We start from the raw sequence: 14,774 nt of genomic DNA, 5'->3' as shown, positions 1-14,774 counted from the left end.
AGTAGAGAGATTGGTCGCTTTTTACGTTATTGTAAATTAAAAACGATTAAGTAAAAAAACGAACTAGTAAAACCCCGAAGAGTCATCCTCTTTATTTTTTTCTTTTCTCTGTGTTTTTGGATCCAGCCCTTGTGCTTCTAAATGTGCTTTTTCAGCTGCTTTTCGTTCTTTATAAGAGTCAGGTAGCTGGAAACTTTTGCTATCTTTTAACAGCAGTACATTAGAAAAAATGACTGCTAGCACCCCAATAATAATTAATATGACCCAGCCAATACCCATGGTAATCCTTAAGCGTTTATTTAGATAAATACATAGCGTTGCAGGATATAATCAAACTGCGCCATTATGGTACTTTTTCCTTCGATATCTGATTTTTCAAGTATAGCATATAGGGCGTCTTGGGGATATTGTTCTAGTACCAGATTAGCGACAGGTGCATAACTTAAATGCCATGGTTCCACCCCAATACCCCCTTGGTCAATCGCATAAGGTTTGGTAAACCCATACTCTTGGGCATGTTCATTCAGCCAGTTAAATAACGTCCCACAAATCCCGTTTTCAGCATATTCAGAAGGAACTAATTGCAGTTTATGACCGGCCGCAGAGGTTGCTGCTTGGTCATATACATCAATATCTGTACCCCAATGGTGTCGAGACGCACCTGGTAGAGCAGACCAACGTAAAATGGCATGACATTTTTCAACGTCACTAAGCTCTGCCATATTTATTGGTACTTGATCGTCGTTGAGGACGGCTAATTCGCCTCGCCATTTTCTATTCCAAATGTGTAATTGACGTTCGAAGGAGCGAAAACTACTCACTATCTGACAATCTATGCCAGCAGCAAGGGCAGATTTTTGTAATGCTATAAATGCCGCTGCTGTATTTTTTTGCAAATACATATTCCCGGACTTATTGGCACTATCAATGGCCTCTAAACGAACCACGTGAGAGTTTGTACAGCCTATGATTTGCGCAGAGTTTAACATGTTTTTATTGGCCTAAAGAACGCACCAGAACACGGTAATAAATATCTTCTAAGATAATGAGATCGTCCGCTTTTACACATTCATTTAACTGGTGAATAGTAGCGTTCACTGGACCCAGTTCGACAACTTGAGCACCTGTAGGAGCTATAAAACGACCATCGGAAGTGCCACCTGCTGTTGATAATACGGTATCTAGCCCAGTGACATCTTTGATAGCTGCAACCGTGGCTTCGACTAAAACCCCTGAATCAGTTAAAAACGGAAGGCCGTTATAAGTCCAATCGATGTCATAGTCGAGTCCGTGCTTATCTAAAATCGCTAATGTACGTTCTTGTAATGATGCGAATGACTGTTCAGTGGAAAAACGAAAATTGAAACACACTTTACATTCACCAGGAATAACATTGCCTGCACCAGTACCCGCATGTATGTTGGAGATTTGAAAGCTGGTGGCGGGGAAAGCTGCGTTGCCCTTATCCCAGGTCGTGTTAGCGAGTTCGTTTATCGCAGCGCCAAACAAATGAACAGGATTTTTAGCCAAGTGGGGATAAGCGACATGCCCTTGTTTACCTTTGATGGTTAAGTCGCCCGTCAATGACCCTCTGCGCCCATATTTCACTACATCACCGACTGCAGCTGTAGAAGAGGGTTCACCCACGATACAATAATCAATTTTTTCACTTCTTGCTTCAAGAGTATCAATGACTTTGGTCGTTCCATTAATGAACGGACCTTCCTCATCAGATGTAATCAGATAGGCAATAGAACCTTTATGATCGGGATAGTCACGAACAAAACGTTCCGTGGCTGTAATCATAGCAGCAAGGCTACCTTTCATATCTGCTGCACCACGACCATAAATGTAACCATCATGGATTTCTGCAGCAAAAGGAGGGTAGGTCCACTGGTCTTCTGGCCCCGTCGGAACAACATCGGTATGACCTGCGAAACAAAACACAGGACCTTGGGTACCTTTGCGCGCCCACATATTGGTGGTGTCGTGAAAAACCATGGTTTCGATAGCAAAACCTAACGGACTTAGACGTTCAGCCATCATCGGTTGGCAATGCTTGTCTTCTGGCGTCACTGAAGGTTCACGGATAAGTGCTTGGCATAATTCGACAACAGAAATTGGGTGAGAGTTAGCGGATTTTTTCATGCGAAAAATGTCTCATAGTCAGAATCCTTAAAACCCACAATGGAACGTTTACCATGCGTTAAAATCGGACGTTTTATCATAGAACTATTCGCACAGAGTAGCGCAATGACTTGTGATACCGGTGTGGCTTCATCGTTTAATAATGTTTTTGTTTCATCATCTAACTTACGGTAAGTTGTGCCTCTTTTATTCATGACAATAGCAAGCCCATGTTCAGCGAGCATCTGCGTTAACCAATCAGCAGAGATGGTCTCTTTTTTGTAATCAAAAAAAGTGTATTCAATATTGTGATTGGCTAACCATGTCATGGCTTTTTTCATAGTGTCACAACTTTTTATACCGTAGAGGGTTGTCATAAATTTCACCTAAGTGTTTTTTTTCTGAATGTTATAAGCTTTATATTACTGTTTTTTAATAGATTAATTAACCTAAATTTCTAGGTTTTTTTCTGGGATTCTTGCGAAAAAATCGAATGAGTTATCTTTTTTTTCATGCTAAGAAAACTGCTTATTTTGTGTGCGATATATCCTACATATTAAATATCAGTTATCCACTAAACCTGTGGATAACTTTGTGCATATAATTTTTTTTAAGACTTTTGTATAAGAAAAATAAGGCTTTTTACTAAATTGTGTAAAAAATAACCTGTTAACAATTGATTAAAAACTTGATTTCCTTTGTAGGTATTGATTTTAAAGGGCTCTAAGGATTTCAATAGGATGTATTTTTCTTTTTTCTTAAAGTTTTAACAACAGCCATATTTGCTATTTCATTAAAAAAACATGCTTTTTGTTTAATAAATAAACATTGTGGATTAAAAAAATGAAATCTCCTACATTTTTGAACTATTTTCTATAAAATATGTAAGCAATATACCTTTCAATAAATGGTTTTTGTGATGTTAGATGTTTACGCTGGTGCTGAGGCTCAGGCAGTCATCAGAAAAAACGGCTTCCTGCCCGATAATTTTTCGGCAATGTTAGGCGCTTCTGGTGGACCAAAATGGTTTGTGCTCGCAGGATTGGATAGGGTGATTGTGCCAGAGTTCTTGAGCAGAGCGAATAACACGATTGATATTATTGGGACATCTGCGGGGGCTTTTCGTGCTGCTTGTCTTACACAAAATGACCCTAAGGCCGCTATCGACCGGTTGGCACATCATTATTCTAGAACGACATATTCGGAAAATCCGACTCCTACTGAAATTTCTGACAGTGCTCGTCATATTTTACGCGTCATGTTAGGTGAGCAGGGAGTTTCTGACATTCTTAATAATGCACAGTTCAAAGCGCATTTTATTACTGCAAGGTCAAAAGGGTTAGATAAATATCCAAACAAGTATGCCCAGATGATTGGGTTGCTTTGTAGTGCTGCATGTAACTCTCTTTCGCGAACCACTATCAGATCCTTTTACGAAAGAGTCACTTTTGGTGTGCGAGATTTAGACTTTTCTTGTCCTGCTGAACTTGGTAATACGTATGTAGCATTGAATCAAAATAATCTTGAAGATGCGTTAGTTGCGTCTGGATCTATCCCCATGGTCATGGATGGAGTAAAGGATATTAGTGATGCGCCACGAGGTATGTATAGAGATGGAGGCATTATCGATTATCACTTTGATTTTACCATCCAAGCTCCAGACTCCCCATCAGGTTTAGTCCTTTATCCACATTTTTATAAAAAACCGATTCCTGGTTGGTTTGATAAAGGTCTTAAATATCGCAAAACTCATCCATCGTCTTATGCAAATGTGGTGATGTTAGTACCCAGTGATAAATTTATCGCAAAGCTTCCTTTTGGCAAAATTTCTGATCGGAATGATTTTGTTAATCTGGATGCTGCAACACGCATAAAATATTGGCAAACGATTTTGAGTGAAACCGATCGTTTAGGGGAATTGTTTATGCAATGGTCAAGTTCTGGTGAGATAATCGACAAAATGCAAGATTTTCAGTTTTAAAATGAATTTATGCTTGATTCTTAGCGTCCAGATGACTATCATGCGCTCAGTTTTTAGGAATACTACTCCTAATATACATAGGACTATAGCTCAGTTGGTTAGAGCGCTACCTTGACATGGTAGAGGTCGGCAGTTCGAATCTGCCTAGTCCTACCAAATTCTTTAAATCTGCTTTATAGCAGGTTTTTTTTGCTGATACACTCAGCCATTAAAATCACAAGACACACCTAAAAGCTTAAATGCATCCCTACAAAACATCCATTAAAGCCACAACATCTTTCTAAAGCAATAACACCTTTATTACAAAGCTAGGTTATTACCAAGCAAAATAATCTGCATACTATTTTTGCAAGATTAAAGCTGGGTCTTCATCACAAATTTGTTAGGTCTATACAAGAAAATGACAGTCAGTTGCATAATGCTGCTTAATTCTTTTGACTAAAGTATAACAAAGCGTATAAAAATCAATGATTTCCTACAAAACATACCCTGTTCATTAGACGGCCTTATCAAATGCTATTTAGCAGACACTCCATATACTTATTAAGGTAAGGAGTTAATTATGCCAAATGAAACAAAATTGAAAGGTTTTTATTCAACTACGAGTCATAGCGTGTTTTTTGAGTTCTATTGTCCAAATACATTCTACAAAACAACAGTGCAGTTACCTAAATCACAAACACCAGATACTTTATTTGGACTGTTATCAAGTACCAGACCAGGGTTCTCTATCCAAGGGGCATTGTCTGATATGGAGCTAAAGCACAACATTAAAATTATTAATCAAATGACTTTAATTGAAGAGGCAACCAGTTTTGCTTTTATGCACTTTTATCAACATTGCGTCATTAACTATGTATTTTACAAAACACATCATACCTATGAAACACCGCTACTGCTTAATAACTTTACCGAACATATGGTCGAAGGTTGTTTAGTTGTTAATGTTTCTGATGTTGAGAAAAGTATCACTCAAATGGATTTCCAGGAAATCTTTGAGAGAGCTTGTTCCATTTTTCATGAAACTGGGAAATTTATCATTAATCACGCACAATTAACGAATAGTTATAAAGAAAAGTGAATAGTTAACTGCATTGTTCACGTATATTCTGCCATGCTTGCACATGTTGTTTTATCGTGTTTTGGTATTTCGTAAATTCATCATGGGTTTGGGTATGCCAATATGTTTTGACTGAGCTGGCTAGAAAAGGCTCATTAAGTAATTCTTCAATAAGCGGTTTAAACTGGTAATGGTAAGCATTTAACTGTCCGCCAATGGCTTGGATCTTATTTACAAAAAACATGTTTAAAATGTTATCTAATATTTCTGTTTTATCAGTTGTTTGTACTGAGCAGTTCATTTCAGTGGCATATTGATCAAGTGCAGTTGTGATAGCAGGTAACGTATTACTTATATATTGCTGAGTTCGCCACATAACCGCTAACAGCCTATATTTCTCGAGCGATTCCAAATGCGTTTCTAATTCTTCATATGACACTGATGTGTCATTAGCTAACGAACTTAAAAATTCTAAAGCTAATAAGGTTTCAGTAAATCCTTGGCTTGTTTTTGAGTCATTTGGTGCTAAAAATGCTCGACTAAATCCTGTACCTAGTCTTATTGCTTCAGAGTCTTGTAACAATTTCGCTCGCACCATAGAGATTTGTGATGTTTTATGCGAGGTTAAATCGGTCAGTTTTTGTTGTATCCGTGTTTCACTTTCGTCTACTTGTTCGGCACAAATAGCCAATGCGTTGAGAACATTGAGTTCATATACATAGCGTCTAGAAGGTGTTTCTACTTTACCTAAAGCGGTATTTCTTTGGGCAATTAAGGGGGCTAAAGGACAATTATTGATGGCATAAAATTCGGAAAGCTTTAATGTTTTGTCTGGTATCGTTAATACTCGCTCTGGCGCTTCTGGATAGCTAAGGGAAATTGCTGGTTGTCCGATGTCTATATCGATATTTATCACTCTGGTTATACGTTCTGCATAGTCTTGTGTGGCGGATTCTAATTCTGACTGACCGCTACAACCAAGCATAAATAAGCATATACATAACACACCAGTGAGTTTTGTGTTTGAGATAAAATTAAAATGGAGCATAGACAATCACACTATTGCAAACGATTACGTATTCTTTTAAACGTTTTTTCAGTTGATGAGATCAATAAATTTTCTGATAACCAAGTAGGGATCCAGCCACCAACAGTTGCCTCAGCTAAATAATTTAATTCGTACCACGGTCCAAATTGATGTGTCATGGACCACTGGGCTGAGACCCCTTTTAGTTTTAGTACGCCAGGGGTATTGGGGTATTGATCGGAAATATCAGTAATAAATATTGATAAATCTTGGGTCTCGGGATGAAAAATATGTTCTGAACGGGTATACATTTCTCTGTCTTTAGCTGGCCAAGGACTTGAAAAAACCGTATGCACATACCTAAATTGAGGTAACGATTTATCCAATATCGTAATTTTTTTACAAGATGCTAACCAACTACAATCTTGATCGGCGGCTTCTAAAAGTGCAAAAAAGGCCTGAGGATCTGCTTTTATATACATTTTTGCGTTGATTGCAAAATGCTGTTCAGAGACTTGCTTTACACTAATTAAAATCTTATTCGTTTCTGTACTCCGCCATTTTGCAGATGTGAAAGCATCGATTTTTTGCGCCTGCACTGAAAATGTTGGTAGTGAAAGGATCAATATGCTTAACAGCAGGTTTGTTTTAAATAATGTGTTATACGACCTAATACCTAACATGTTACATCTCTATTTTTGATTTGATGGACGTTTGTTGCACCATCATAAGCATACTCGTTATGCTTATGACTTAATTTGGCGTACGGTGTCACCTATAAGTATTGATTGCAAGCTGTACGGCAATATCTATATAATATGCGCTATTGTAGCACCTTGCGTTTTGGCAGGGTGTTTTTATTTGCACAAGTGGCACAACGTAGGTGTCACCACTGTTATAGGAAATTACATGCCTGTTATCACTCTGCCTGATGGTTCACAAAGAAGCTTTCCTGATGCTGTCTCTATTCTTGATGTCGCCAACGATATTGGTCCTGGCTTAGCCAAAGCGACTATTGCTGGCAAAATAAACGGTGTCTTGGCTGATGCTGTTGATTTAATAACTGAAGATGCACATTTGCAGATTATTACTGCTAAAGATGACGAAGGTTTAGAGATAATTCGTCATTCATGTGCACATTTAATTGGGCATGCAATTAAACAACTTTTTCCTGATGTCAAAATGGCTATTGGTCCGGTCATCGATAATGGTTTTTATTACGACGTTGACCTTGAGCATTCGTTAACCCAAGAAGATCTCGACAAGATTGAAAAGCGTATGCTTGAACTCGCCAAAACATCTTACAATGTTGTGAAGCAGGTAGGTTCCTGGCAAACGGCATATGATAAGTTTGCCGAACGTGGTGAGTCTTACAAAATGCAAATCCTTGATGAAAATATAGGTAAAGAAGAAACGCCAGCGTTATATGTGCATGAAGAATATGTGGACATGTGTCGTGGTCCTCACGTACCGAATATGCGTTTTTGTCAACATTTTAAAATCCAAAAGGTAGCTGGTGCATACTGGCGTGGTGATGCGGACAATAAAATGCTACAACGTATCTATGGTACTGCTTGGGCGGACAAAAAACAGCTAAAGGCGTATTTGAACCGCCTCGAAGAAGCCGAAAAGCGAGATCACCGTAAAATCGGGAAAACACTGGATTTATTCCATTGGCAAGAAGAAGCGCCAGGCATGGTATTTTGGCACAATGATGGTTGGACAATTTATACCGAGTTAGAAGCATACGTACGTAAAAAGTTACGTCAGTTTGCCTACCAGGAAGTAAAAGGTCCGTTGATGATGGATCGTGTTCTTTGGGAAAAATCTGGTCACTGGGATAAATATGCACAAAACATGTTTACCACAGAGTCTGAAAAACGTGAGTACGCGGTTAAACCAATGAACTGTCCTGGTCACGTACAAATTTTTAACCAAGGTCTAAAGTCTTACCGTGATTTACCATTGCGTATGGCTGAGTTTGGTTGTTGTCACCGCAATGAACCGTCAGGTGCATTACATGGTTTAATGCGAGTGCGCGGTTTTACTCAAGACGATGCCCATATTTTTTGTACTGAAGAACAAATACTTGATGAAGTCTCTGCTTGTATAAAAATGGTATATGAAACATACGCCACGTTTGGCTTTGAAAAAATTGTTGTCAAGTTATCGACTCGACCTGAACAGCGTGTTGGCAGTGATGAAATCTGGGATAAATCAGAAGCCGCTTTAGCTGAAGCCTTAACAGCAAATGACATAGAATTTGCTTATCAGCCAGGAGAGGGGGCTTTTTATGGTCCCAAGATTGAATTTACATTGTATGACTGTTTAGATCGTGCATGGCAGTGCGGTACGGTACAGCTAGACTTCTCAATGCCTGGACGTTTAGGCTCGACATACGTGGCGGAAGATGGCGAGCGTAAAGTACCGGTCATGATTCACCGAGCTATTTTGGGCTCATTAGAACGTTTTATTGGTATTTTAACCGAAGAATATGCCGGATTTTTCCCTACTTGGTTAGCACCCACCCAGGTAGTTGTTTTAAATATTACAGATAAACAGAGCGATTACTGTGAAAAAGTGGTAAAATCTTTGGCTGAAAGTGGAATTAGAGTCAAACCGGACTTGAGAAATGAGAAGATTGGCTTTAAAATCCGCGAACACACTTTGAAGCGTATTCCTTATATGTTAGTCATCGGCGATAAAGAAATGGAAGCTGGTGAAGTAGCAGTAAGGAACAGAAAGGGCGAAGACCTAGGGAAAATGCCATTGGCAGATTTCTTAGCTAAAGCCCAACAAGACATCGCAGATAAAGTACTTAATTAAATCTCTTGGAGGAATAGCTCATTAAAGGCGCTAATAATAAGGCTCAGAGCGATAAAGCTCGAATCAATGATGAAATCACAGTAAACGAAGTTCGTTTAGTGGGAAAAGATGGTGAACAAATCGGTGTTGTGTCTTTGAGTGAAGCTCAAGCATTGGCTGATCAGAATAGTCTGGATTTGGTAGAAATCAGTCCAAATGCCCAACCACCTGTCTGTAAAGTCATGGATTATGGGAAATTCCTTTTCGAGAAAAGCAAAGCTCTTAAAGAGCAAAAGAAAAAGCAAAAGCAAATTCAGGTCAAGGAGATTAAATTTCGCCCTGGCACTGATGAAGGCGATTACCAGGTCAAACTGCGCAACCTGCGTCGCTTTCTGGAGGCTGGTGATAAAGCTAAGGTCACAATCCGTTTTCGCGGACGTGAAATGGCTCACCAAGACATCGCAATTACTCTTTTAAAACGTGTTAGAGCGGATTTAGAAGAGCTTGCAAATTGTGAGTCCTTCCCCAATCGTGTTGAGGGAAGACAAATGATTATGGTGTTGGCCCCACACAAGAAGTAGTCTCGGTTTACAAGCTTATTAACTGCACATTAATAACACCGAACTGCAAATTTTAACCACCGATATATCTGCAAAATATTCGGTTTACTATAACAATGCGGAGTTTTAGCAATGCCTAAAATGAAATCCAACTCTGGAGCAGCTAAGCGTTTTCGTAAGACAGCGTCTGGTCGTTTCAAATCCAAGCAGTCTCACTTACGTCACATTTTGACGAAGAAGAGTACTAAGCGTAAACGCCATTTACGTGGCAAAAAATTAGTTCATGTTTCGGATACTAAGCTTATCCAACGCATGTTACCTTACGTTTAAGACAGGAGACTGAATCATGGCTAGAGTAAAACGCGGCGTAGTAGCTCGCGCTCGTCATAAAAAAGTATTAAAGCAGGCCAAAGGTTATTACGGTGCACGTTCACGTGTTTATCGCGTAGCTGTACAGGCAGTAACTAAAGCTGGTCAATATGCATATCGTGACCGTCGTCAAAGAAAACGTCAATTCCGTCAATTATGGATTGCACGTATCAATGCGGCATCACGTCAAAATGGTTTATCGTATAGCCGTTTCATTAACGGTTTAAAGAAAGCGTCTGTTGAAATTGATCGTAAGATCCTTGCCGACATCGCAGTTCACGATAAAGTTGCTTTTAGCGCATTAGTCGAAACGGCTAAGGGTGCATTAGCATAAATTTTAAGCAAGTTTAAGTTTTTGGGAAACGGTGAGTAGGATACTCACCGTTTTTTTTTATGTATCCATCCAAAATCTCTTTTTTCCCTGTGAATTCAATCTATTATTCGTGTAAAATAATGCGATTAATTTGATTAAACATCCACTTCCATTCGGGGATATCATGGATTTAGAAACTATTCTCAATCAAGCAATAGCTAAGATTGAAACTGCGCAAGATGTTGCTACATTAGAAGCCGTTCGTGTTGATTACATGGGTAAAAAAGGTAAGTTAACTGACCTGTTAAAAGGGTTAGGAAAGTTATCAAACGAAGAGCGCCCTTTGGCTGGCCAAAAAATTAATTTAGCTAAACAAACCATTCAAGGGCGGTTAAGTACCAAAATTGAAGCTTTAAAGTTAGCCGAGATGAATGCCAAACTCGCGGCAGAATCGGTCGATGTAACGTTACCAAGTAACGCCCAAAATATCGGTAATTTGCACCCGGTTTCTAGAACGATTGCCCGGATCGAACATTTCTTTGGTGAGTTAGGATTTGCCACTAAAACTGGTCCTGAGATTGAAGATGGTTTTCATAACTTTGACGCGTTAAATATCCCTAAAAACCATCCGGCTCGAGCAGATCACGATACGTTTTATTTTAATCCAGATATGATGTTACGCACCCAAACCTCGGGTGTACAAATTCGTACCATGGAAGCAGAAAAACCACCATTGCGAATTATCTCTCCGGGTCGTGTATACCGCAATGACTACGATCAAACGCATACACCCATGTTCCACCAAGTGGAAGGTTTGATGGTTGATAAAAATGTTTCATTCACCGAATTGAAAGGCATCTTACACGACTTTTTACAGCACTTTTTTGAACAAGACTTGCAGGTCCGTTTCCGTCCTTCATATTTCCCATTTACAGAACCTTCTGCGGAAGTCGATGTCATGGGCGAGAATGGGAAATGGCTTGAAGTATTAGGCTGTGGCATGGTGCATCCAAATGTACTCCGATCTGTTGGCATCGACCCCGAAGAATACACAGGTTTCGCTTTTGGTATGGGGGTTGAGCGTTTAACAATGTTGCGTTATGGCGTCAACGATTTACGCGCATTTTTTGAAAACGATTTACGTTTTCTCAAACAGTTCAATTAAGGAGTTTTGCTATGATTTTTTCCGAAAAGTGGTTACGTGAATGGGTTAACCCAGCAATTGATACGCAAACTCTTGCAGAACAAATAAGTATGGCAGGTCTTGAAGTAGACGGACTTGAACCTGTCGCAGGTGAATTTAGTGGGGTTCTCGTAGGCCATGTGGTTGAATGCGGACAGCACCCTGATGCAGATAAATTAAGAGTGACCAAGATTGATGTTGGTGCAGATGAGTTGTTAGATATTGTTTGCGGAGCTCCAAACTGTCGTCAAGGTCTGAAAGTGGCAGTGGCGTGTGTTGGTGCGGTTCTACCTGGTAATTTCAAAATTAAAAAAGCCAAGTTGCGCGGTCAGCCATCATTTGGGATGTTATGTAGCTTCTCTGAACTGGGTATAAGTGATGAGCATGATGGTATTTTAGAATTACCTGCTGATGCCCCCATTGGTGCAGATTTGCGTGATTACTTAGACTTAAATGATACTGCTATTGAAATCGATCTTACACCAAACCGTGCCGATTGTTTGGGTTTACGTGGGGTAGCTAGAGAAGTTGGTGTGTTAAATAAACTGGCCGTAAATGCACCTGAAATCTCTGCAGTGCCAGCATCTATTACTGATACGCAACCAGTTGTTTTAGAAGCTCCGGAAGCCTGTCCTCGCTATGTTAGTCGTATCATAAAAAATGTTGATTTATCTATCTCGTCACCGTTATGGCTCACTGAAAAACTGCGTCGTTCAGGGATCCGTTCCATCGATCCAGTTGTCGATGTGACGAACTATGTCTTATTAGAATTAGGGCATCCAATGCACGCATTTGATGCAAACAGTATTGCTGGTGATATTCATGTTCGTTTGGCCAAACCGGAAGAAAAACTGGTTTTATTAGATGAGAACGAAGTGACGATTCAACCGAATACCCTTGTTATTGCTGATACAGAAAAACCGCTAGCGTTAGCGGGTATCTTCGGTGGTTTAGCTTCTGGGGTGACGAGCAGCACTACAGACATTGTATTAGAAAGTGCGTTTTTTGCCCGAGATGCGATTTTGGGTAAAGCACGTCAGTATGGTTTACACACCGATGCATCACATCGCTATGAAAGAGGGGTTGACCCAAGTTTACAAGAGACGGCGATGGAACGTGCAACGGCATTACTGACGGATATTGTAGGTGGTGAAGTAGGGCCGATATTGGTCACAGAAAACCAAGAGTTTGTGCCACAACCTAAAAATGTCACGTTACGTAAAGCGCGCTTGGAGAAAGTGATTGGTATAGAGTTCGCTGCTGATGTTGTTACTGAAATCTTAGAAAGACTCGGTTTTAGTCTTTCGTATACCAATGAAAGCTGGTCTGTTTCTATACCCACCTATCGTTTTGATATCAGTATTGAAGAAGATTTGATTGAAGAAGTCGCTAGAGTCTACGGTTATAATGAGATCCCTAATGCTGCACCTTTTGCTTCCTTAGCCATGTTACCCAGCAGTGAAAGTACTTTGGATTTAGGTACCCTTAAACAAGTCTTGTTACAGCAGGGCTACGATGAAGCGATTACATATTCATTTGTTGATCCTAAAAAGCAGTCAGCGCTATTTACAGAAATTGAGGCATTTGTTTTACCTCATCCAATTGCTAGTGATATGTCAGCAATGCGGGTGAGTTTATTAACAGGCCTTATCGATACCGTTAGTTACAATCAAAAACGTAAACAACCACGTGTACGTATTTTCGAAACGGGTTTAACATTTTTACCAGATAGTGCATCAGCTAATGGTGTTGCCCAAATTCCTGTTATTTCAGGCGTTGTTTGTGGTACTGAAAAATCTGAATCGTGGGCCGGAATCTCGCCTGTTGATTTCTTTACTGTAAAAGGCGATGTGGAACGGTTGATTAGTTTAACAGGGATGTCTGCTCAATTTACTTTCCAACGTTCATCCGCCGCTTTCTTACATCCTGGTCAAGGTGCTGATATTTGTTTTAATGGAGAAATTGTTGGCTTTGTGGGTGCTTTACACCCTCAGTTTAAGAAACTCTTCGGACTACAAGCAAATGTGTTTGTCTTTGAACTTGCCCAATCTGTTTTACTTGAACGTGTTTTACCTCGAGCTAAAATAATTTCTAAATATCCGACTAACAGACGAGATATCGCTGTTGTAGTTAAAGATGAAGTTAGTTATGCTGATATAATTACAACAGTCAATAAAGTTGGCGTAAATCAATTAGTTGACCTAACATTGTTTGATATATATACAGGTGAGGGCATTGCTGAAGGTGAGAAAAGTTTGGCAATGGCATTGACCTTTTCAGATCCTGAAAAAACACTTGAAGAAGCTGAGATACAAGCTTGTGTGGATAAAGTGATTTCGGGCTTACAAGATACATTGGATGCTACCTTAAGAGATTAGAAATATGGCTTTAACCAAAGCGGAAATGGCAGAACATCTTTTTGATAAGTTTGGTTTAAATAAAAAAGACTCGAAAGACCTTGTTGAGGCATTTTTCGAAGAAATTAAGTGTTGTCTCGAGGCTGGAGAACAGGTCAAGTTATCTGGTTTTGGTAACTTTGATTTGCGCACCAAGAAGGAGCGCCCTGGTCGTAACCCTAAAACTGGCGAAGATATCCCTATCAAAGCAAGGCGGGTGGTGACATTTAAGCCGGGTCAAAAACTCAAATCTAGAGTGGAAACTGCTCCAGCAGTTAAGGACTAATCTTCTGTCTAAGTTGTTGGGAAAAACATTAAAGAGGTACCTTATGGTACTTCTTTTGTTTTTGGTCATGGCACTTTTGGCCATTGCGACGCGTTTGTATTTGTTGACTGATTCACAGCAAGTTGCTACGACCCAATATGCAAATACGCATGTTGTTACACTGGATACTCTATTAGATGTCGAGGAAGTCAGACTCACTGCTTTAACTGCATATATATATGATACTCCATCTGAACTGATTCCTTTGCAAGCAAAATTGTTAGACACTGCCAAACAGTTGAGCATGTCCTCTGCTGATATAGCATTTATTAATTCTCCACGTTTACTGACTTATTTGAAATTTAGAGCGGCTCGTGAATGTTTTGAATTTGCAGTGGATGAGGCTTATCAAAATCTCGGTGTATTTGCTTCAGTTAAAGTACAATATCCTGAGGCGAGTGATTTATTTGCCTCAGCGGAAGCCTTATTTGTTAAAAGAGACGCGATTTTACAAGACATTGCTTTGGAAATTGCTGAACAGGAGCAACAAACACTACATCATACCCATATAGAAAAGGCTCAGGCAATTTGGCTCGCTAGAGCAAATAGAAACATTTCTCATCCGTGTAAGACGAGCACTAGATAGACATATCTGAACTCTCGAATTAATGAGGTTTTTTATGTTCAT

At 39.6% G+C, this 14,774-nt stretch carries 16 protein-coding genes and 1 tRNA gene; 11 read left to right on the top strand and 6 right to left on the bottom strand.

Annotated features, from left to right (window positions below; translation table 11 throughout):
- Window positions 1-63: 63 nt before the first annotated feature.
- Genes NLF92_RS01560 through NLF92_RS01545 form a run of 4 tightly spaced genes read right to left on the bottom strand, consistent with a single transcriptional unit; the run spans window position 64 to window position 2,504 of the window.
- A complete protein-coding gene (locus tag NLF92_RS01560) occupies window positions 64-279 on the bottom strand; it encodes a DUF2897 family protein (protein ID WP_254098157.1) in 216 nt (71 codons plus the stop codon).
- Window positions 280-299: 20 nt separating this feature from the next.
- Window positions 300-989 carry a M15 family metallopeptidase gene (locus NLF92_RS01555; RefSeq protein WP_254098155.1) on the bottom strand — a complete coding sequence of 230 codons (690 nt, stop codon included), beginning with the start codon at window positions 987-989 and terminating at the stop codon, window positions 300-302.
- 4 nt (window positions 990-993) lie between these two features.
- Window positions 994-2,148, bottom strand: a complete 1,155-nt coding sequence (gene dapE / locus NLF92_RS01550; protein WP_254098153.1) for a succinyl-diaminopimelate desuccinylase — start codon at window positions 2,146-2,148, stop codon at window positions 994-996.
- On the bottom strand, window positions 2,145-2,504 hold the full coding sequence (locus NLF92_RS01545) for a Spx/MgsR family RNA polymerase-binding regulatory protein (protein WP_254098151.1): 360 nt from the start codon (window positions 2,502-2,504) through the stop codon (window positions 2,145-2,147). The genes dapE and NLF92_RS01545 overlap by 4 nt, the downstream gene beginning before the upstream one ends.
- A gap of 542 nt (window positions 2,505-3,046) precedes the next feature.
- Between NLF92_RS01545 and NLF92_RS01540 the strand changes: the two genes are divergently transcribed.
- The 3 genes from NLF92_RS01540 to NLF92_RS01530 all read left to right on the top strand — a co-directional run bounded on the left by NLF92_RS01540 (window position 3,047) and on the right by NLF92_RS01530 (window position 5,189).
- Window positions 3,047-4,108: a patatin-like phospholipase family protein gene (locus tag NLF92_RS01540; protein ID WP_254098149.1), complete on the top strand. Its 1,062-nt coding sequence runs from the start codon at window positions 3,047-3,049 to the stop codon at window positions 4,106-4,108.
- 79 nt (window positions 4,109-4,187) lie between these two features.
- Window positions 4,188-4,264: transfer RNA gene (locus tag NLF92_RS01535), tRNA-Val, on the top strand.
- Window positions 4,265-4,670: 406 nt separating this feature from the next.
- Entirely contained in the window at window positions 4,671-5,189 is a 519-nt protein-coding gene (locus tag NLF92_RS01530; protein ID WP_254098147.1) for a hypothetical protein, read from the top strand.
- A 4-nt stretch (window positions 5,190-5,193) separates the two neighbouring features.
- Here the strand turns inward: NLF92_RS01530 and NLF92_RS01525 are convergent, their stop codons facing one another.
- Window positions 5,194-6,153 (bottom strand): DUF3080 family protein, encoded by a 960-nt coding sequence (locus tag NLF92_RS01525; protein WP_254098145.1) that lies wholly within the window; start codon window positions 6,151-6,153, stop codon window positions 5,194-5,196.
- Between the two features lie 74 nt (window positions 6,154-6,227).
- Window positions 6,228-6,794, bottom strand: coding sequence for an SRPBCC family protein (locus NLF92_RS01520; RefSeq protein WP_254098143.1), 567 nt, complete (start codon window positions 6,792-6,794; stop codon window positions 6,228-6,230).
- Window positions 6,795-7,104: 310 nt separating this feature from the next.
- On the opposite strand from NLF92_RS01520, the gene thrS reads away from it, so the two are divergent.
- The 8 genes from thrS to NLF92_RS01480 all read left to right on the top strand — a co-directional run bounded on the left by thrS (window position 7,105) and on the right by NLF92_RS01480 (window position 14,732).
- Window positions 7,105-9,021 (top strand): threonine--tRNA ligase, encoded by a 1,917-nt coding sequence (thrS, locus tag NLF92_RS01515; RefSeq protein WP_254098141.1) that lies wholly within the window; start codon window positions 7,105-7,107, stop codon window positions 9,019-9,021.
- A gap of 20 nt (window positions 9,022-9,041) precedes the next feature.
- Window positions 9,042-9,581, top strand: a complete 540-nt coding sequence (gene infC / locus NLF92_RS01510; RefSeq protein ID WP_254098319.1) for a translation initiation factor IF-3 — start codon at window positions 9,042-9,044, stop codon at window positions 9,579-9,581.
- A 111-nt stretch (window positions 9,582-9,692) separates the two neighbouring features.
- Window positions 9,693-9,890 (top strand): 50S ribosomal protein L35, encoded by a 198-nt coding sequence (gene rpmI, locus NLF92_RS01505; protein WP_254098139.1) that lies wholly within the window; start codon window positions 9,693-9,695, stop codon window positions 9,888-9,890.
- Window positions 9,891-9,906: 16 nt separating this feature from the next.
- Window positions 9,907-10,263, top strand: a complete 357-nt coding sequence (gene rplT / locus NLF92_RS01500) for a 50S ribosomal protein L20 (protein ID WP_254098137.1) — start codon at window positions 9,907-9,909, stop codon at window positions 10,261-10,263.
- 160 nt (window positions 10,264-10,423) lie between these two features.
- The gene (gene pheS, locus NLF92_RS01495) at window positions 10,424-11,407 is read left to right on the top strand and encodes a phenylalanine--tRNA ligase subunit alpha (protein ID WP_432420200.1); all 984 of its coding nucleotides are present in this window, start codon (window positions 10,424-10,426) and stop codon (window positions 11,405-11,407) included.
- Window positions 11,408-11,418: 11 nt separating this feature from the next.
- The gene (gene pheT / locus NLF92_RS01490) at window positions 11,419-13,803 is read left to right on the top strand and encodes a phenylalanine--tRNA ligase subunit beta (RefSeq protein ID WP_254098133.1); all 2,385 of its coding nucleotides are present in this window, start codon (window positions 11,419-11,421) and stop codon (window positions 13,801-13,803) included.
- 4 nt (window positions 13,804-13,807) lie between these two features.
- Window positions 13,808-14,107 carry an integration host factor subunit alpha gene (locus NLF92_RS01485; RefSeq protein ID WP_254098131.1) on the top strand — a complete coding sequence of 100 codons (300 nt, stop codon included), beginning with the start codon at window positions 13,808-13,810 and terminating at the stop codon, window positions 14,105-14,107.
- A 43-nt stretch (window positions 14,108-14,150) separates the two neighbouring features.
- Window positions 14,151-14,732: a hypothetical protein gene (locus NLF92_RS01480; protein WP_254098129.1), complete on the top strand. Its 582-nt coding sequence runs from the start codon at window positions 14,151-14,153 to the stop codon at window positions 14,730-14,732.
- The last annotated feature ends 42 nt before the right edge of the window (window positions 14,733-14,774 follow it).

It is taken from the genome of Opacimonas viscosa (genome assembly GCF_024199005.1).
In the GTDB taxonomy this organism is placed as follows: Bacteria; Pseudomonadota; Gammaproteobacteria; order Enterobacterales; family Alteromonadaceae; genus Opacimonas; species Opacimonas viscosa.
Note: the sequence above shows the minus strand (reverse complement) of the source record. Positions and strands in the feature narration are given on the sequence as shown.